This window comes from Halovenus halobia, assembly GCF_051414135.1.
In the GTDB taxonomy this organism is placed as follows: domain Archaea; phylum Halobacteriota; class Halobacteria; order Halobacteriales; family Haloarculaceae; genus Halovenus; species Halovenus halobia.
On record NZ_JBLKOA010000001.1, the window covers coordinates 769,752 to 784,879 of the forward strand.

Genomic DNA, 15,128 nt, shown 5'->3' on the forward strand with positions numbered 1-15,128 from the left:
GGGTTCATGAAGGAACGAGCAGAACCAACCACGCAATTCTCTTCGGAGTAACGTTTAGACCATTCCCGACAGAAGTGATCGTATGCCGTTCAACGTCAGCTGGCATACTCTCCTCGATGAACTCGAAGAACTCCCTGACGGTGCAACACTCATCACACCACTCTCACACAAGCGCTTTCGGATTACCGACGTTCAGGAACACCGCGTCATCATTCAGTTCGACGAGTCAGGGGAGAACCGGCCACTCCAGCGCGATCAGTTCGAGACGCTCCATCAGCGTATTAAGGATAGCCAGGGACGCTTCCAACTCGACCGACTTCCCCCTGATGCTGACCCCTATCCCGCAGTCTTGAGCCTACATCCTCGCTTCGAGATCGACGAGGATTCCGGTATCATCGTCGAGACAGAGGGAGCGACAACGAGCCAACTCCTCGAGACGCCAGCTGAGGAGAGCGACGAAGAGCGAATCGAACCCGAAGGACTCGAGGTGTATTCTGATGCGCTGCTGCTTATCGACGCGCTCGAACGGAACGACGTAACCGAACTACCGGAGTTGGAAACAGAGACGTTGATCGACCTCTATACGCTCCTCTCGGACGTCCAGCGGAATGCTAACGACCTCCGGAAAGATGTCGCAGATGTACTGCTCAACCGACTTCATCACGACCGTCCGGTGAGCGGTCCATTCGGCTCCGTCCAGCGAACGGCCCGACGAAATCGCTCGCTCAAAGACGAGGAGGAAGTACTGGGCACACTCGAAGAGGCTGGTATCGAACCGGAACGCGTGACGAGCGTGGATCGGGACAAGGTGGACGATGCGCTGGACGTGACTGAACTCTCCGAACGGGATGTCTACGAGATCGAGGAAAGCGAGTACGTAAGGAAAGCAGACGTCGACGAAGAGCGCAAAGAAACTCGACTCCAAGGGCTCAAAGATCAACTGGCAGCCACCGAAGGCGAAGAGGCAGAAGAACTCCGACAGGAGATAGAGGAACTCGAAAGTCGCATCGATGAGTTGACTGAGTTCAAATCAGGACAGGCGTTTCATACACCGACTGGAGGGGAACCATGACAGCAAGAGAGCATGACGAAGAACGAGAGGAACGGATCAAAATGGAAATCATCGTTGATGCGTACACGCCCGAAGAGCAGGCGATGGGATGGCACATCTACCTCGAAGAAACGATTGACTTCCCCTTCGAAGCCCGCTGTATCAAAGAGAAGGGAGTCTCTCCACTGGATGAAGGCGAAACGGTTCGTGTGATCGGAAAGCCACCGGGGGAACCGTCCCTCCGTCAGCAGCTCGTCACTGTCGAGCTGATGAATCGGGAATTCGGCGTGCCATTGGATCAACTAAAACCAATCGACGCAAGCAGTGATACCGAACAGGCCATCGAAGATTGGCACTACTGGCTCGACCGGTGAAAAGAAAGAATCACAGGCATCCTGGTGAAACTCATCACGTATGACCGCTTATCGTTTCCGCGTCAAATTCGAACCCGATCCCACCGCAGTATGGCGGGATATCCTCGTCGGATCGGATCGAACTGTTACAGAGTTCCAGTCAACGATCAATCAGGCATTCTCTCTCGACGACGAACATCTCTGGTTTTTCGGCACTGACGAAGACTACTGGGACAGCAAAATCAAGTATCAAAGTCCACAGGAGTTCGATGGATCAGTCGGTGTTGATCCAATATCGTTCGGTGAGCGAGTCGAAAATGCGGGCGAAACAACTATTGGTGAGATGACTCGTCAGGTTGGGTTAGAACAATACGATCGGATCTGTTATCTGTACGACTACGGCGACGAATGGCAGTTCTATGCTATTCTGAAAGAGATCAGCAGTGAAGAACTAGACGACAAAGAACCTGAAGTCGTGAAAGAGAAGGGCGAAGGTCTCGAACAGTACGATCCACCTGGTCAAAACCAAGAATGGTTGCCCGAACCACTCGATACTGAGTTACCCGAGACGGCAGTGCCAACAAAAGACCTCCGGGCACTCGAAAAAAGAGACGGGATAGAACACGTCATTCCCTTGCTCAGTCTCGAAACCGGATTTGGCACAGTATCAGAACGGTTTATGATACAGTACGAGGATGTCGGATACGTTCTCGAAAATTTCAAGCCTGGTTGGGATGTGGTCGAAGAAGTCGACGGGACCGGAACATCCGAGGAAGAACTATTGACTGCGCTCGCAGATGCCGCCCGTGATTGGCATGCAGAAATAGCAGAGATGTCCGGTGCAGCAACTGGTCAACACTTCGATGAGCAGACTGTCGAAGCCATGCACGTGGAACTGGAAGCAGAACTCGAACGGAAGGGGTACGGCCATCTGTGACCAACACCGGATTTCTCGGTGTAGAGGACACCTATAGCTCGATTTCAAGTGGTTCGTTCCCGCGATGGCGATACCACCGTCCTTCTTGAATGAGATCATACAGATACTCACTGAGACTGCATTCGCGTTCCTCCGCCTCTGTCATCCATTCGCCCTTGTGCTGTCGATCACAGTAGATTTCCACGCTGGTCGTCTCTTCAGGGAGATCTTTCGCTTCATCGCAGGCTCTTCGTGGGGCTATCGGTCTTTCTGACATCGAAAACACCATATTGATAGACGCTATATCAGATAATAATGATACCGAATATCGGCTTTTGTATAACGCTTTTCGGCACATAATATTGTGGTACTGGTAAGTCGTCCGGGTTCGAGTGCCGAGGCCGACCTCTATGGTCCCGTAATTGGAGCTGAGAATCCAGAAGCGGAACTTCTAGCGTCTATAAACCGGTATTTTGTTGCTATCCCTCCAGTTCTGAAAGGCTGTCGTACTCGAAGTTCCAGAGCGTTTCCTTCATACCATCCGGGAACTGGTAGAACTCCGGCTCCTCAAGGGTTCCTCCGACAGCGAGGTTGGTTCTTCCAGTGTGCTCCTCGTAGAACAGTTGCATCCCTCTCCCGATGTTCTCCATGTACTGGAGCTTCTCCTCGTCGAGATCGTAGAACGCGTCCTCAACGGATCTCCCGAACTCCTGTGAAACGTGTGTTACCAAACCGTTTGGTGGCGGAGATTCAAAATTCAAATCGTTCTCTGCAGAATCTACCATACTCCAGAGATCTGCTAAAACAGCTGTGCTTATTGCTCTTGTAGGGTGAGCTCTTCCTTCCTGCTCAATCTTGCCGTTCTGAGCCATCTCGAGTGCTTTTTTGTATTCGTGACCCGTGACCATCTCCATCTCATCGGGATCTGAGTAGACGGATTCTTCAGGACTTCTTATAGCTTGAGCGTCATTGCCAAGTCCCGGAGTATCTGGCACTGCTGGTTCAACGTAATCTCGTCGTAGTCCGCCTTCACTCTCATAAGCCATGGTTACAGGAAGGTGAACGAACCTCCCTTCAGTAACTGGTTCAGTTGCGCCTGTAGTCCATGCCTCGAATACCTCATTATCTAGATACTCTTCTGCAAAGTGTTCGGCTAGAGGTTTCAATACGTGTGCTGAGTCGAATGAACTGCTTATAGCTGATTCTTCTCCTATTCCCATCCCGATGCCGTACATGATCGCTCTCTCGTCTGGTTCATTCGGTCCGGGCGGGGCGTCCGCGCTTTCGATGTCTGGGTATCCTTCCAGCTCTCTATCAAGTGCGTCTTCTACCCATGGCCTGATCTGTTCGACGCTGGAATCGTTGTTTTCGAGTATTCTTTCGGCAACGTCGAGGTCGTTGTCGTCCATCTCCTGCCACTGTTCTTCAGAGTAGTTGTTGACCAGGTTATCGGCTTCTCCGTCGTTACTCATGTGGTCTACCTGCCCGAGTGTTCCGGCCTGGTCCACGAAGTCTACACGCATCATCACGTAGTCTCCGCCTCCTTCATCTGTTATTCGGTGGCCGACCTGATCGTCTTCACCATTATCATCTCCACCCGTAATGGCGGAGCAGCCGGCGAGACCTGAGGCTCCAGCGACTCCAAGACCCTTGATGAAATCACGGCGTTCCATTGGCGGATATACACGAGAGCAGTCAGTTAAACGCAGGGGATGGCTGCCATCGCCGAGCGACAGCACGCCTGGAGAGGGAATTTTCTTTTGTGATACAGTCGTATCACAGCATATGAGCACCGACAGCGACGCCGGGGCGGACGGCGAGATGGAGAAAATCAACGTTCGGGTTCCGCAGGCACTTCTCGCCGAGATCGACGAGGTGTGGGAACAACGGGGATACGCGAACAAGTCCGAGTTCATCCGCGACGCGCTCCGCGACGACGGCGAAACGGTGTCCCAGGCAGACGTGAAAGAACGCCTCGGCATCGATGACTGAGGTAGCGTGGACGCCAAAAGCACTCGATCTGCTCGAAGGCCTCGACACGGAGGCGCGGGCACGACTCGTCTCGAAACTCGACGAGGCGAAAGACTGGACCTCCCACCGCCTGGAGAAACTGACCGGCTACCCCTACTACAAACGCCGGACCGGTGACTACCGCGCCATCATCACGTGGGATCGGGAAGACGACCATCTGATGGTCGAAGTCGTCGGTCACCGCCGGAACGTCTACGACCGACACCTCTCGCCCTGAGATTTCCGTCCGAATACGCGTAGCTACAAGCCCAGTGGCTTGATGCAGTCCAGATACTCCTCCCGTGCTTTGTTCCTGTCGACCCGCGTGTAGATATCCATCGTCTCACTCTCCACATCCCCACGGATGTACTGGAGAACGTGCTGTTTCATCCCCTGATTCCGCATCAAGGTCGTGAACACTGTTCGGAAGGTGTGCGGCGTGAACTTCTTGTGGAACCGATCCTCACCCTCCTCCATGACACCCTCGCTAACCGCCGCCTCTCGGACAGCCCGCTGAATCACCGTCTTCGTCAACCGATCGTCACGGATACTCACGAACAGGGACTCCAGATCAGTATCCCGACGAATCAATTTGAACCGCTTGATTGTCTGTACCGTCTCACGGTCAATCGGCACGACCGTCTGCTTCCTGCCCTTCCGCTCACGCAACCGAACAAGACCGTCGTCCAGCATCAGGTCACCCATCTCGATCTCCAGCGCCTCCTCCAACCGACACCCGGTCTTTGCCAGCAAGACGGCGACTGCCTTGTTCCGTGGGTTCGGAATCGCCTTTACGAGCTTCTTCGCGTTCTTCCACGTCGCACAATCGGGCCGTTGCCGGATCTGCTTCGGTATCTCTTCCAAGACGACACCGGCTGGATTGCCCGTGATGTTCTCGAATCGTGGTCGCTTCATCGCGTAGCTGAACAACGCCGACAGCGATTCGAGATACCGCCGTTTCGGGTTCTGACTGACTCCTCGGTCGTCCAGGATACACAGGTACTCCTCGATGTGCCGCACCTCCGTCTCCTCTGGCGTCAGGTCAGAAAAGTGCTCGTGGTAGTACCGCTTCAAGACGCGGCTGTAGGAGTTGAGGGTTCGAGGACTGCGACCCGTCGTCTGCTTCTGCTTGATGAACTCGTTCACCACCTCGTGATTGTTCTCGTAGACCGTCTCGTACCAGTCATCGGCCACCACTCGTCACCTCCGTTGTCGAGTCGCCACCCGTGACCTTGCTCAAACTGGATTGGCTGCGGCTTGCTCCGTGTCTGAGCTAACTATTTGGAATATTATAGTAACCGGCGCGGAAAATCTGCCATACTCAACTGTTAGAGGCGCGTACCACTGTTACACTCGTATACCAAACGACACTTTACTACTAGGCACCTATCTGTCTGTGGAGGCACGAAATAAATGAATCTGAATCGCCGAACGACGTTTGGAGCAATCGGCGTCATCGCACTCACCCTGTTCGTCATTGCCGGCAGTGGCTTTGCACTCGCGCAGGGCTCGGGGTCGTCACCACTCGATGGCGACGATGACGATGACTCGATTGCAGAAAGTGAAGTCTCACTCTCTCAGGAGGAAGCAATTAGTATTGCAGCCGCTGAGGCCGACGGAGACGTTGAAGAAGTCGAACTCGAAAGCGAGGGTGGCACACCAGTCTACGAGGTCGAACTCGTGACAGCAGATGGTGCCGAAACCGAAGTCGCCGTTCACGCGAACGACGGCACAGTCCTCGAAACAGAGTCAGAAAACGAGAACGAGGAGATGGAAGAGAACGAAGAGAATGAGATGGAAGAAGACGAGGAGTCCGTTGCGCCCGGCGACGTCTCACTCTCTGAGGAGCAAGCGATTGATATCGCAACTGCCGAGGCTGACGGCAACGTTGAGGAAGTCGAACTCGAAAGCGAGGATGGCACACCCGTCTACGAGGTTGAGTTCGTGACGGCGGACGGCTCGGAAACCGAAGTTACCGTCCACGCGAACGACGGGACGGTGCTGGAGACCCAGACTGAAGACGAGGAAACTGGCGAGTAAGAGCCAATTCACCCCCTGCTCAATCAACACGCCCTATCGACCCACCAACCATTTAGCCCTATTCAACATACTCTGAAATCCGATGACGGAAATTGAACTGTTCGAGCCGGAGACACTCATCCGGACTCTCACACTCTTGATTACGATGGTGGTATTTCTCATCACCGCGGTTGCCTACTACCGCACCCGGGTGAGTCGCGTCCTAATACTCGCGCTGCTCGCTGCTTTACTTGCAACCGACCTCCTGTTGGAAGTCGGTGACGACTTTCTCGAAGAAGGTATCCCCCACTTCGAGTTGCTCACGAGTCTGTTCGCACTCGGGATTTCACTCCTGTTGTTGGCGACGGTAGTGTGGCGCTTCGAGCGGCAGCCATCATGACGCTTCAAACACGCCGAGCCGGATATGAACGGAACTGAGGGCACACACGATGGGTAGACGCAACTCGCACGACAGCGAGGAAGATGTTCTTGAGTTGGAGACACGCAAGGAGATCTTCGAGTACGTGCAGGCAAATCCGGGAGCCCACTTCAGCCAACTCAAGCGCGACCTCGACATGGAGACGGGCCTCGTCCAGCATCACCTATCCACCCTCGAAGACTACGACGTGCTTACCAGCGAAGATCACCAGGGCAAACGCCGACTGTTCGTCGCCGAGGAACTTGCCGAGGAGGAGCGTGCAATCCTCTCCTCACTTCGGTACGAGACGACACGCCACATTCTGCTATTTTTAGTAGAGGAGTCCACGGCCCGGAACGGAGCGATCGCCGAGGAACTCGGTGTGTCACCGGCGACGGTGTCTTGGCACGTCTCACGCCTCGTCGAGAACGGAATTGTCTCCGAGGTAGAGGATGGCCGGACCACGTACTATACTGTCGCTGACGAGGACCTCACCATGCAACTCCTGGTGCGATATCAGGAAAGCTTCGTCGACAGAGCGGTGGATAACGTGCTTGATTTCTGGGGCTGACCGATCAAAATGAGCAATAGTGGGGGTGTCCTGACTTCTTTTGCCGCGGAGCGGGGCTCATAAATTTTCGTTCGTCAATAAAGTACATAACCGACAAGCGCCTGAGACCAGCATAATGGCTGGAGAGAGTCGCCGGAGTGAGGACAGCGACGGGAGTACCGGCGAGTACGACTCTCGGCTGGACATTGCCAGCCAACTCGTTGATCCGGGAGACGAAGACGGGGTATTCAGCAGTCGTATGAGTGACGTGGCGAAGCTTCTGTGTGGCTTTGCCCGCGAACTCGGCGGGGACGTCGAGGATGTCTCAGACCTGCCGTTTACCGAGGAATCGGGAACCGACGGGATGCCGGAGCAACTGTACGTCCGCCACGACGACGAGATGCTCAACCAGTTGACCAGCTGGCTGTTACAACGCCAGCACATCGGCCTCATCAGCCCCTACGGGACGGGGAAGACGGCGCTTCGGGAGATTGCCACCCGTGACCTGGGCAGCCGTGACGATTTCGTCGTGACGATGATCGAGAACCCGAACGCGACGACAGAGCGAGCCCTCTACGGGACTATCATCATGGGCGCAAAACAGGCAGGATACGAAATTGACCCCGCCAACTACTCGCAAGTTCGTGACGGGATTCCATGGGCGACCGCCGAAACACGCGAGGCTGTCGGCGAGGTCGTCCGCGCTGCGGCCGCTGACGACGTGACCATCCTGCTAATCGTCGACGAAATCGAGGATTTCCCCGCTGAACTGCTCTCGCCGATGCAGACGGCTGCCGACCTGGGAGTGCGACTCTTTCTGACCGGAACTCCCGAGGGGAAACGGCGGCTCGCGAAGTTTCGGGATACGCTCGATTCACGTCTGCGGTACTACGAAGGAATCGAGCCGTTTTCGCCGGTCGACGTTGCTGAATACATCTCCCGTTCGTTCGCATACATGCGAGACGAGCCCTACGAAGGAGAGAATCCACCGCTCTTTACCGCCGACGCGATTCGCCTCATTCACGACTTGACCGACGGAAACCCTCGGGGGATTCGGCTCGAATGTATGGACCTGTTTGCTCGCGCGGCCTTCGTCTGGCACCGTTCGGACCGACCCGTCGAACGGATCAACATCACACCTGCGCTTCGACGCCGCGGCATTTCGATGTCTTGAGGGTCGAGTGCTGAGGCGGCTTCTCCGCAGTATCCACGGTGGCCAGAGCCTGTTCAGGGTCCGAACACCACTATTTCTACAAGGACAACTCTAAAGTATGTCTTTGACAAACTAAAGATTAGATGAGTCTAATTCATAGTGTTGGGTGTTACTTATGACCCGCAAAATGGACGGTTGCAGAGCAGTGACGCGACGCGACGTGCTCCGTGCCGGCGGTGTTGGAACTTTCGTCGGGTTGGCTGGCTGTACGGCCCTCCCGAGCGCACCGTCACGAGCGGAGGATAGCGGTGGCGGGCCGGTCGCTGTTGCTTCGTTTTTCAGCTTCTTTGATTTCGGACGACAGATTGCCGAGGGGACACCGCTGACGGTTGAGAACCTCGTCCCGACGGGATTGCACGGTCACGGCTGGGAACCAAACGCCAGTATCACCCGGCGAATTATCGAGGCGGACGCGTTCGTCCACGTCGGGAAGGACTTCCAGCCCTGGGCTGACCGCGCCATAGAGACAATCAAAGGCGACGACGTGGATACGGCACTGATCAATGCCCGGAAGGGCATCGACCTCGTTGACCTCGCCGCGTCGCTGGACCCCGACGAGGAAGGGGTCGGTGCCCAACGCGGGAAAGACCCACACTTCTGGCTTGACCCCCAGCGTGCGAAAGACTCCGTCGACAACATCGCTGCCGGATTCGCCGATATTCTGCCGGAGCACGCCGACACCTTCCGTGAGAACGCCGGGACGTACAAATCCGAGGTCCTCGACCAGATCGACGCCGACTACCAGGACATCTTCGACCGCTCGGAGCGCGATATCGTCCAGCTGGCCGCGCACAACGCCTTCCAGTATATCGGCGTGCGCTACGGCGTTCGGATGCGACCGCTGGTGACGAGTCTCGCCGCGAGCGGGACCGTCAAGCCCGGCGATATCCGCGAGGCGGCGGAAGTCATCCGCGACAACGACATCCGCTACATCGCAAACGGTGTCTTCGAGTCACAGCGCCCGGCCCAGCAACTCGTCCGCGAGACGGCCGTTGATGCGTACTTCCCGGTGACACCGTACGCTGGCGTCCGCAAGGAGTGGGTCGCAGAGAACTGGGGGTACGAGGAAATCGCATACAACATCAACATGCCCACGTTCGAGATTGTCCTCGGCAACGAGACACCCGAGGAGGCCGCCCCCTCGCCGGAATGGCTCGACGAGTGGCGGAACTTCGAGGCAGTATGACGACAGATAGTACGAAATCCGCGAACGCGGCCGGGACAGCCGAACGCGGAGCCACCGAGACAGCGCCGGATGAGAGCACGACCCAGCCGATTGTCGAGCTATCAGGAGCGACATTCGGATACACGTCAACGCCGGTGGTAGAGGACGTGTCACTGAGCGTCGACCCCGGGGAATACGTCGCCATCGTCGGGCCGAACGGCTCGGGAAAGTCGACGCTGATGAAGCTCATGCTGGGGCTGTTGAAGCCAGTGGGAGGAACAGCCCGCCTGTTCGGCGAGCGGGCCACTCGCTTCGACGACGGCGAGCGGGTCGGCTACGTCGCCCAGCACGCGAGTGCGGCCAAAGAGATGCCAATCACCGTCCGCGAAGTGGTGAAGATGGGCCGCTTCTCTCACGTCGGACTCGGACGCTTCGTCGCCGAAAAAGACGCGGACAGCGTGCGCGAGGACCCAGTTGGGACCGTCAGCGACGCCGTCAACGCGGCCTTTGGCCGTCTCTCGGCAACGGATTGGGACATCGTCGACGACGCGCTCGCAACTGTCGGAATGAGTGCGTTCGCGGACCGCCGCGTCACACAACTCTCCGGTGGCCAGCGCCAGCGGGCGTTCATCGCGCGGGCGCTTGCAAGCGAGGCCGACCTACTCGTGCTGGACGAGCCGACCGTCGGCGTCGACGCCGAGTCTGTCGACGCCTTCTACGAGTTGCTTGCGGCGCTCAACCGCGAGGGTATCACCGTCATCCTCATCGAACACGACCTCGGAGCAGTCGTCGAACACGCCGACCGGGTCGTCTGCCTGAACCGGGAAGTGTACTTCGACGGGCCGACCGAGGAGTTCGTCGAAAGTGACGCGCTGGCCCGGGCGTTCGGGACCGAGGCGCGGTTTCTCACGGGGGTGGGAGAATGAGCGCAGGCGTGGCGGCCACGCTCGCTACGAGTTGGTTCGCTGCCCTGGACCCGTCGCTCGCGCTGCCACTGCAGGTCGGGTTGGGGGGAATCGGCGAGTTCCTTTTCGGGATTCTCCTGTGGGTGCTGGAGCAGTGGTACTGGCTGATGGACTGGGTGTACTACTTCACAGGGCTAGAGATGCTGAATCCGGACTACCGATTCATGCACCGGGCGCTCCTCGTCGGGCTCTGTATCGGCGTAATGGCCCCGCTCATCGGAACCTTCCTCGTCCATCGTCAGCTCGCGCTCATCGGAGACGCGCTGGCACACACTGGATTCGCCGGCGTCGCAGTCGGACTGTTCCTGAACGCCGTCCTCGACCTGGGGGTGTCGCCGTATCTCACCGCAGTCGTCGTGGCGATGATTGCCGCGCTGTTTATCGAACTCATCTCCGAAGTCACGGACGCCTACAACGACGTCTCGATGGCGATTGTCCTGTCGACTGGGTTCGCACTGGGGACGACACTCATCAGCCTCAACGCGGGCGGGTTGGCCGTCGGCGTCAACCAGTTCCTCTTCGGCAATCTCGCGACGGTGTCGCCACAGAGCGCGGCAATTCTGCTGGTGTTGTTCGGCGTCATCGTCGTGACGATAACCCTGACACGCAACCAACTGCTGTACGTCACCTTCGACGAGACGGCAGCCGAGGTTTCGGGCCTCTCCGTCAACTGGTATAACCGCGTGACGGTGATGCTGACGGCGATGGTCGTCGTCGGTGCGATGCAAATAATGGGTGTCATCCTCGTCGCGGCGATGCTGGTCGTTCCGGTGGCGGGCGCGACCCAGATTTCACGGAGCTTCTCCGAATCGTTGCTGGTCTCGGTCGTCCTCGCGGAACTTGCAGTGTTGCTCGGCATCGCAGCCTCCTACTACGGCGGTGTCACTGCAGGCGGGGTTATCGTCCTCTTCGCCGTGGCCATCTACGTCTGTGCCGTCGCGCTGGGCAAGGTCCAATCTGCTCGCGGCGGAGACGCGCCGCCAGATATGGGGAGCATCGAAGCAGACAGTATTGACGTCAGTGCCGGAACGGGCGACGACTGACCATCACGACGGTCGCACTCGATATGCCGCTGCAGCTATACAACGGTCACCATCATCAACACTGCTGGAAAAACGTCGTCAGTGACCCGAACAGTGACCGTCCAGTAGTCGGCTCAGACAGGGGCGTTGAGGGTGCCGAAAAACACCTGCCACGCCAGCAGTGATTTTGCGACCAGGCTGAGGACGATGTACGTCGTCTCCCCGAAGAGATACTCCTCCCACTTCCACGTCTCGCGATACTGGAGGATCATATTGATCGCGAACAGGTTGAAAAACAGGAAGAGGCTGACGTAGATTGCCAGCACGAAATCCGGCGGGCCGCCGCCCTCGCTACCGAGTACCGTGTTGACGATGGTGATGCCGATGACAACCCAGGGAATGAGGCCAGCGAAAGTCCCGATGATATAGGCCGTCCAGTCCGTCGTCTCCGTGGTCTGGTTGTGCAGTTCCATCATCAGTCCCATCAGGTTCATAATAGCGATCAACGAGAACAGCGCCACGAGCGCGCCGAGGTCCCAAACGCCTGCGAGCATGGCAATGACGACGATCATCAACGAGGCACTGACCGCGTACTCGTACCAGCGGTAGGGGTTCATTCCGCGCTCGAGATACGCGACATACGAGTCGTACAGCACCGTCGCGATGAGTAGGTGGGCCAGTGCCGAGATGAGCAAAAACCCGGCGACGAGGTAGGATAGCTGGATTGTCGTCCACGGTTCGAGAATGGGGGCGAGCCGCTGGGAGCCAGCCTGAAAGTCGAGCCTCGTGACAGTTATTGTCCACTGGAGTGACGTACTCAGGTAGATCATCAGCGCGCCTTGCACGAAATGCAACACTGCCATCACGGCGTTGAACTGGCGGAGTCGTCGGAACGTTCGCTGGTCAGTTGTCATATGCTATCTTCCACTGGGTACACTAATGATAGTTCGCATCTGTGATATGAACTGGCGTCGAAACTCGGCACGGGCTCAATCAAAGACACCGTGACTGTCCGTTCGGGAACGAGCAAGCAGTCGAATGCCCGACCAATCGTCGATATTGCGGTCGCGGTCGACGGTCGCGTCCACACCGTCGAGGCGAACATTCAGGACCGCTCTCACATGAACTACCAACTGCTGCTCGGCCGTGACATCCTCGAGTCATACCACGTTGATGTCACCAAGGCCCGCGAGACTCACAACTCCGCCAGTCCAGACACACCGACAGGTGAGAAATAGCGCGAGCAACTCCGGCGGTTCGCCGACGTCACTATCAACCAGTTAGAGATGCGACGAAAAGCGACACTGGCCGACGCGCAGTAGCTATTGTTCGGTTTCTTCTGTTTCGCTCTCGTCTGCGGTCAGCCCAGCCTGTGGGTCGCGCTCAACTGCTGGCGGCGTGTCGGTGTCGGCGTAGCCGTCGAACCAGCGGGCAATCCGTTCGATACGGTCGACGATATGACCCGGTTGACCGCTTCGGGAGAGTTCGTGGCCCTCGTCAGGGTACCTGACCAGCCGTGTGTCGACGCCGTGTTTCCGGAGAATCCGGTGGAATAACTCTGCGGTACAGACCGGCGTCCGGTAATCGTCGTCGCTGTGGATCAGCAGCGTCGGCGTCGCAACCTTGTGGGCGTGACCCGTCGGCGAGTGCTCAGTGAGGAATTCAGGCGCTTCCCACGGCGTGGTGTCGAACTCGTCTTCAACGAGTTTGTACGCCCAGTCGGTCGACCCGTAGAAGCCAGTCAGGTCGTAGACGCCGCGCTGTGAGACGGCAGCAGTAAAGCGGTCCGTGTTGCCCACCAACCAGGAGGTCATGTAGCCGCCGAAACTTCCACCAGTGACGAACTGCTGGTCCTCGTCGACGTAGGAGCGGTCAGTAACTTCCTCGACGCCAGCGAGGACATCACTCGTGGTTACCGCGCCCCAGTCGCGCTCGATTGCCTGCATGTACTCCTCGCCGTAGCCCGTCGACCCGCGAGGGTTCGACCAGAAGACGACGTAGCCGTTGGCCGCAAGCGTCTGGAACTCGTGCCACATCGTCCCGCTGGTGGTCCACATCGCGTGTGGCCCGCCGTGTACCTCGACGACCAGTGGATACTCCTCGTCAGGGTCGAACTCCGGCGGCGTCAGCAGCCACCCCTGGCACTCGTGCTCAGATGCCCGTTCGCCAGCGTCGCCGACCGGATAGCGAATCTCCTCAGGCTCCTGAACAGCGCGGTCAGTGAGATACTCGGCGTTCGCTTCAGTGAGTTGGCGGCGCTCTCCGCCGTCGAGGTCAGCAGCGAAGAGGTCGCCGGGATGGTCCCAACTGCTCTGGACGAAGGCAATACGGTTCTCTCGGACGTGATACCCAGAGATGGCGCTCCACTCGTCGCGGACGAGCTGTTCTGGTTCGGTTTCGACTGGTCGTGGTTCGTCACCGGCCGCAGATGCTTCGGGGACATCGATTTGCCACAGTGCTGTTGCGCCCTCGTCCGGTGTGCCGAGATATAGCGTCTCATCAGCCAGCAAAATGGCCGGGTCAAGACCAAGCGAGCGGTCCAGTCCCGCTGTCATGACGTGGACCCCCTCACCATCGAACAGGTGCACCTCAGTCTGTGCCATCGTTCCCTCCTCGGGGTCGGTGTAACTGAACGCCACGCCGGCCTCGCTGGCGGTCAGTTGTGGCTGGAAGGCCGAGGTTTCGTGCACAACCTCGCTCTCTCCGGAACTGCGGTCGTACCGCCTGATTTCCGCCGAAAGCGAATCGTCCGGGTCTGGCACGTCGCCGTCACAGCCGTAGTACAGCGTCTGACTGTCCGCCCACGCTGGACTTACGTGGTCGCGGTCAGCAGTCGTCACACGCTCGATCTCGTCGCCGTCCGGGTCGAGAAGATACAGCTGGCTCCGTTTGCCGTCGGTGTACTGCTCGGCTGTCCGGTAGACTGTGCGGTCGACAACACGCGGGTCTGGCGTTTCTGGTTCGTACTCCTCGGGCAGTTCGAGATCCCGGTCCTCCTCACGGTCCTCGTCGGTAACCTGCTGTGTGAACGCAATTTGCTCGCCATCGGGTGACCACGCAAGTGACCCGACACCGCCGACGACATCAGTTGCCTGTCGTGCCTCACCGCCGTCAGTTGGTAGTATCCACAGTTGTGGGCGGTCATCATCTGCCCCACGCGTCGAAGTGAAGGCGAGACGGTCGCCACTGGGGCTCCAGCGAGGCGTAGCGTCGACCCCCTCGGCGAGCGTGAACCGCTTTGACTCTCCCCCGTTCGCGTCGACAATGTGAACCGTCGCTTCGTACTCCTCGTCGCCATCTGGACGCTGCCGAACGTAGGCGACCTGTTGTCCGTCCGGTGAGAGTCGTGGCGACGCAACCTGTGTCAACTCGTGAAAATCGGCGGCCGCAATCCGTTCCATACTCCGGGGTTGCGTCGACAGTCAAAATAAGTAGTGATTCCGGGG

The 15,128-nt window shown here is 57.9% G+C and carries 17 protein-coding genes; 13 read left to right on the plus strand and 4 right to left on the minus strand.

Going from position 1 to position 15,128, the window contains the following annotated elements:
- The first annotated feature begins 82 nt into the window (after window positions 1–82).
- From ACMGFM_RS04220 to ACMGFM_RS04230, 3 genes are read left to right on the plus strand one after another with little or no spacing between them, the layout of a single operon-like run.
- On the plus strand, window positions 83–1,072 hold the full coding sequence (locus ACMGFM_RS04220) for a DUF7983 family protein (RefSeq protein WP_436901193.1): 990 nt from the start codon (window positions 83–85) through the stop codon (window positions 1,070–1,072).
- Entirely contained in the window at window positions 1,069–1,425 is a 357-nt protein-coding gene (locus tag ACMGFM_RS04225) for a calcium-binding protein (RefSeq protein ID WP_436901194.1), read from the plus strand. Before ACMGFM_RS04220 ends, ACMGFM_RS04225 begins: the two co-directional genes overlap by 4 nt.
- A gap of 40 nt (window positions 1,426–1,465) precedes the next feature.
- The gene (locus ACMGFM_RS04230) at window positions 1,466–2,341 is read left to right on the plus strand and encodes a DUF7964 domain-containing protein (protein ID WP_436901195.1); all 876 of its coding nucleotides are present in this window, start codon (window positions 1,466–1,468) and stop codon (window positions 2,339–2,341) included.
- Between the two features lie 458 nt (window positions 2,342–2,799).
- Here ACMGFM_RS04230 and ACMGFM_RS04235 read toward each other — a convergent pair whose 3' ends face one another.
- The gene (locus tag ACMGFM_RS04235) at window positions 2,800–3,993 is read right to left on the minus strand and encodes a twin-arginine translocation signal domain-containing protein (protein ID WP_436901196.1); all 1,194 of its coding nucleotides are present in this window, start codon (window positions 3,991–3,993) and stop codon (window positions 2,800–2,802) included.
- A 112-nt stretch (window positions 3,994–4,105) separates the two neighbouring features.
- Between ACMGFM_RS04235 and ACMGFM_RS04240 the strand changes: the two genes are divergently transcribed.
- Both ACMGFM_RS04240 and ACMGFM_RS04245 read left to right on the plus strand, forming a co-directional pair.
- On the plus strand, window positions 4,106–4,312 hold the full coding sequence (locus tag ACMGFM_RS04240; RefSeq protein WP_436901197.1) for a ribbon-helix-helix domain-containing protein: 207 nt from the start codon (window positions 4,106–4,108) through the stop codon (window positions 4,310–4,312).
- A complete protein-coding gene (locus ACMGFM_RS04245) occupies window positions 4,305–4,568 on the plus strand; it encodes a type II toxin-antitoxin system RelE family toxin (protein ID WP_436901198.1) in 264 nt (87 codons plus the stop codon). Before ACMGFM_RS04240 ends, ACMGFM_RS04245 begins: the two co-directional genes overlap by 8 nt.
- Window positions 4,569–4,591: 23 nt before the next feature.
- Here the strand turns inward: ACMGFM_RS04245 and ACMGFM_RS04250 are convergent, their stop codons facing one another.
- Window positions 4,592–5,524 (minus strand): tyrosine-type recombinase/integrase, encoded by a 933-nt coding sequence (locus tag ACMGFM_RS04250; protein WP_436901199.1) that lies wholly within the window; start codon window positions 5,522–5,524, stop codon window positions 4,592–4,594.
- Between the two features lie 219 nt (window positions 5,525–5,743).
- Between ACMGFM_RS04250 and ACMGFM_RS04255 the strand changes: the two genes are divergently transcribed.
- The 7 genes from ACMGFM_RS04255 (at window position 5,744) to ACMGFM_RS04285 (ending at window position 11,703) form a co-directional block, all read left to right on the plus strand.
- A complete protein-coding gene (locus ACMGFM_RS04255) occupies window positions 5,744–6,370 on the plus strand; it encodes a PepSY domain-containing protein (RefSeq protein ID WP_436901200.1) in 627 nt (208 codons plus the stop codon).
- An 82-nt stretch (window positions 6,371–6,452) separates the two neighbouring features.
- Window positions 6,453–6,749, plus strand: coding sequence for a hypothetical protein (locus ACMGFM_RS04260; RefSeq protein ID WP_436901201.1), 297 nt, complete (start codon window positions 6,453–6,455; stop codon window positions 6,747–6,749).
- Between the two features lie 49 nt (window positions 6,750–6,798).
- Window positions 6,799–7,338 carry a winged helix-turn-helix transcriptional regulator gene (locus ACMGFM_RS04265; protein WP_436901202.1) on the plus strand — a complete coding sequence of 180 codons (540 nt, stop codon included), beginning with the start codon at window positions 6,799–6,801 and terminating at the stop codon, window positions 7,336–7,338.
- Window positions 7,339–7,453: 115 nt separating this feature from the next.
- Window positions 7,454–8,491 (plus strand): AAA family ATPase, encoded by a 1,038-nt coding sequence (locus ACMGFM_RS04270; protein ID WP_436901203.1) that lies wholly within the window; start codon window positions 7,454–7,456, stop codon window positions 8,489–8,491.
- Between the two features lie 184 nt (window positions 8,492–8,675).
- Complete coding sequence (locus ACMGFM_RS04275) at window positions 8,676–9,716, plus strand: metal ABC transporter substrate-binding protein (RefSeq protein ID WP_436901204.1); 1,041 nt, start codon at window positions 8,676–8,678, stop codon at window positions 9,714–9,716.
- Entirely contained in the window at window positions 9,713–10,621 is a 909-nt protein-coding gene (locus tag ACMGFM_RS04280; RefSeq protein WP_436901205.1) for a metal ABC transporter ATP-binding protein, read from the plus strand. The genes ACMGFM_RS04275 and ACMGFM_RS04280 overlap by 4 nt, the downstream gene beginning before the upstream one ends.
- Window positions 10,618–11,703: a metal ABC transporter permease gene (locus ACMGFM_RS04285; RefSeq protein ID WP_436901206.1), complete on the plus strand. Its 1,086-nt coding sequence runs from the start codon at window positions 10,618–10,620 to the stop codon at window positions 11,701–11,703. Before ACMGFM_RS04280 ends, ACMGFM_RS04285 begins: the two co-directional genes overlap by 4 nt.
- A 113-nt stretch (window positions 11,704–11,816) precedes the next feature.
- Here the strand turns inward: ACMGFM_RS04285 and heR are convergent, their stop codons facing one another.
- Complete coding sequence (heR, locus tag ACMGFM_RS04290; protein ID WP_436901207.1) at window positions 11,817–12,596, minus strand: heliorhodopsin HeR; 780 nt, start codon at window positions 12,594–12,596, stop codon at window positions 11,817–11,819.
- 90 nt (window positions 12,597–12,686) lie between these two features.
- Here heR and ACMGFM_RS04295 point away from each other — a divergent pair, with 90 nt between their 5' ends.
- On the plus strand, window positions 12,687–12,920 hold the full coding sequence (locus ACMGFM_RS04295) for a putative ATP-dependent zinc protease (protein WP_436901208.1): 234 nt from the start codon (window positions 12,687–12,689) through the stop codon (window positions 12,918–12,920).
- 84 nt (window positions 12,921–13,004) lie between these two features.
- Here ACMGFM_RS04295 and ACMGFM_RS04300 read toward each other — a convergent pair whose 3' ends face one another.
- Complete coding sequence (locus tag ACMGFM_RS04300) at window positions 13,005–15,083, minus strand: S9 family peptidase (protein ID WP_436901209.1); 2,079 nt, start codon at window positions 15,081–15,083, stop codon at window positions 13,005–13,007.
- Between the last annotated feature and the right edge of the window lie 45 nt (window positions 15,084–15,128).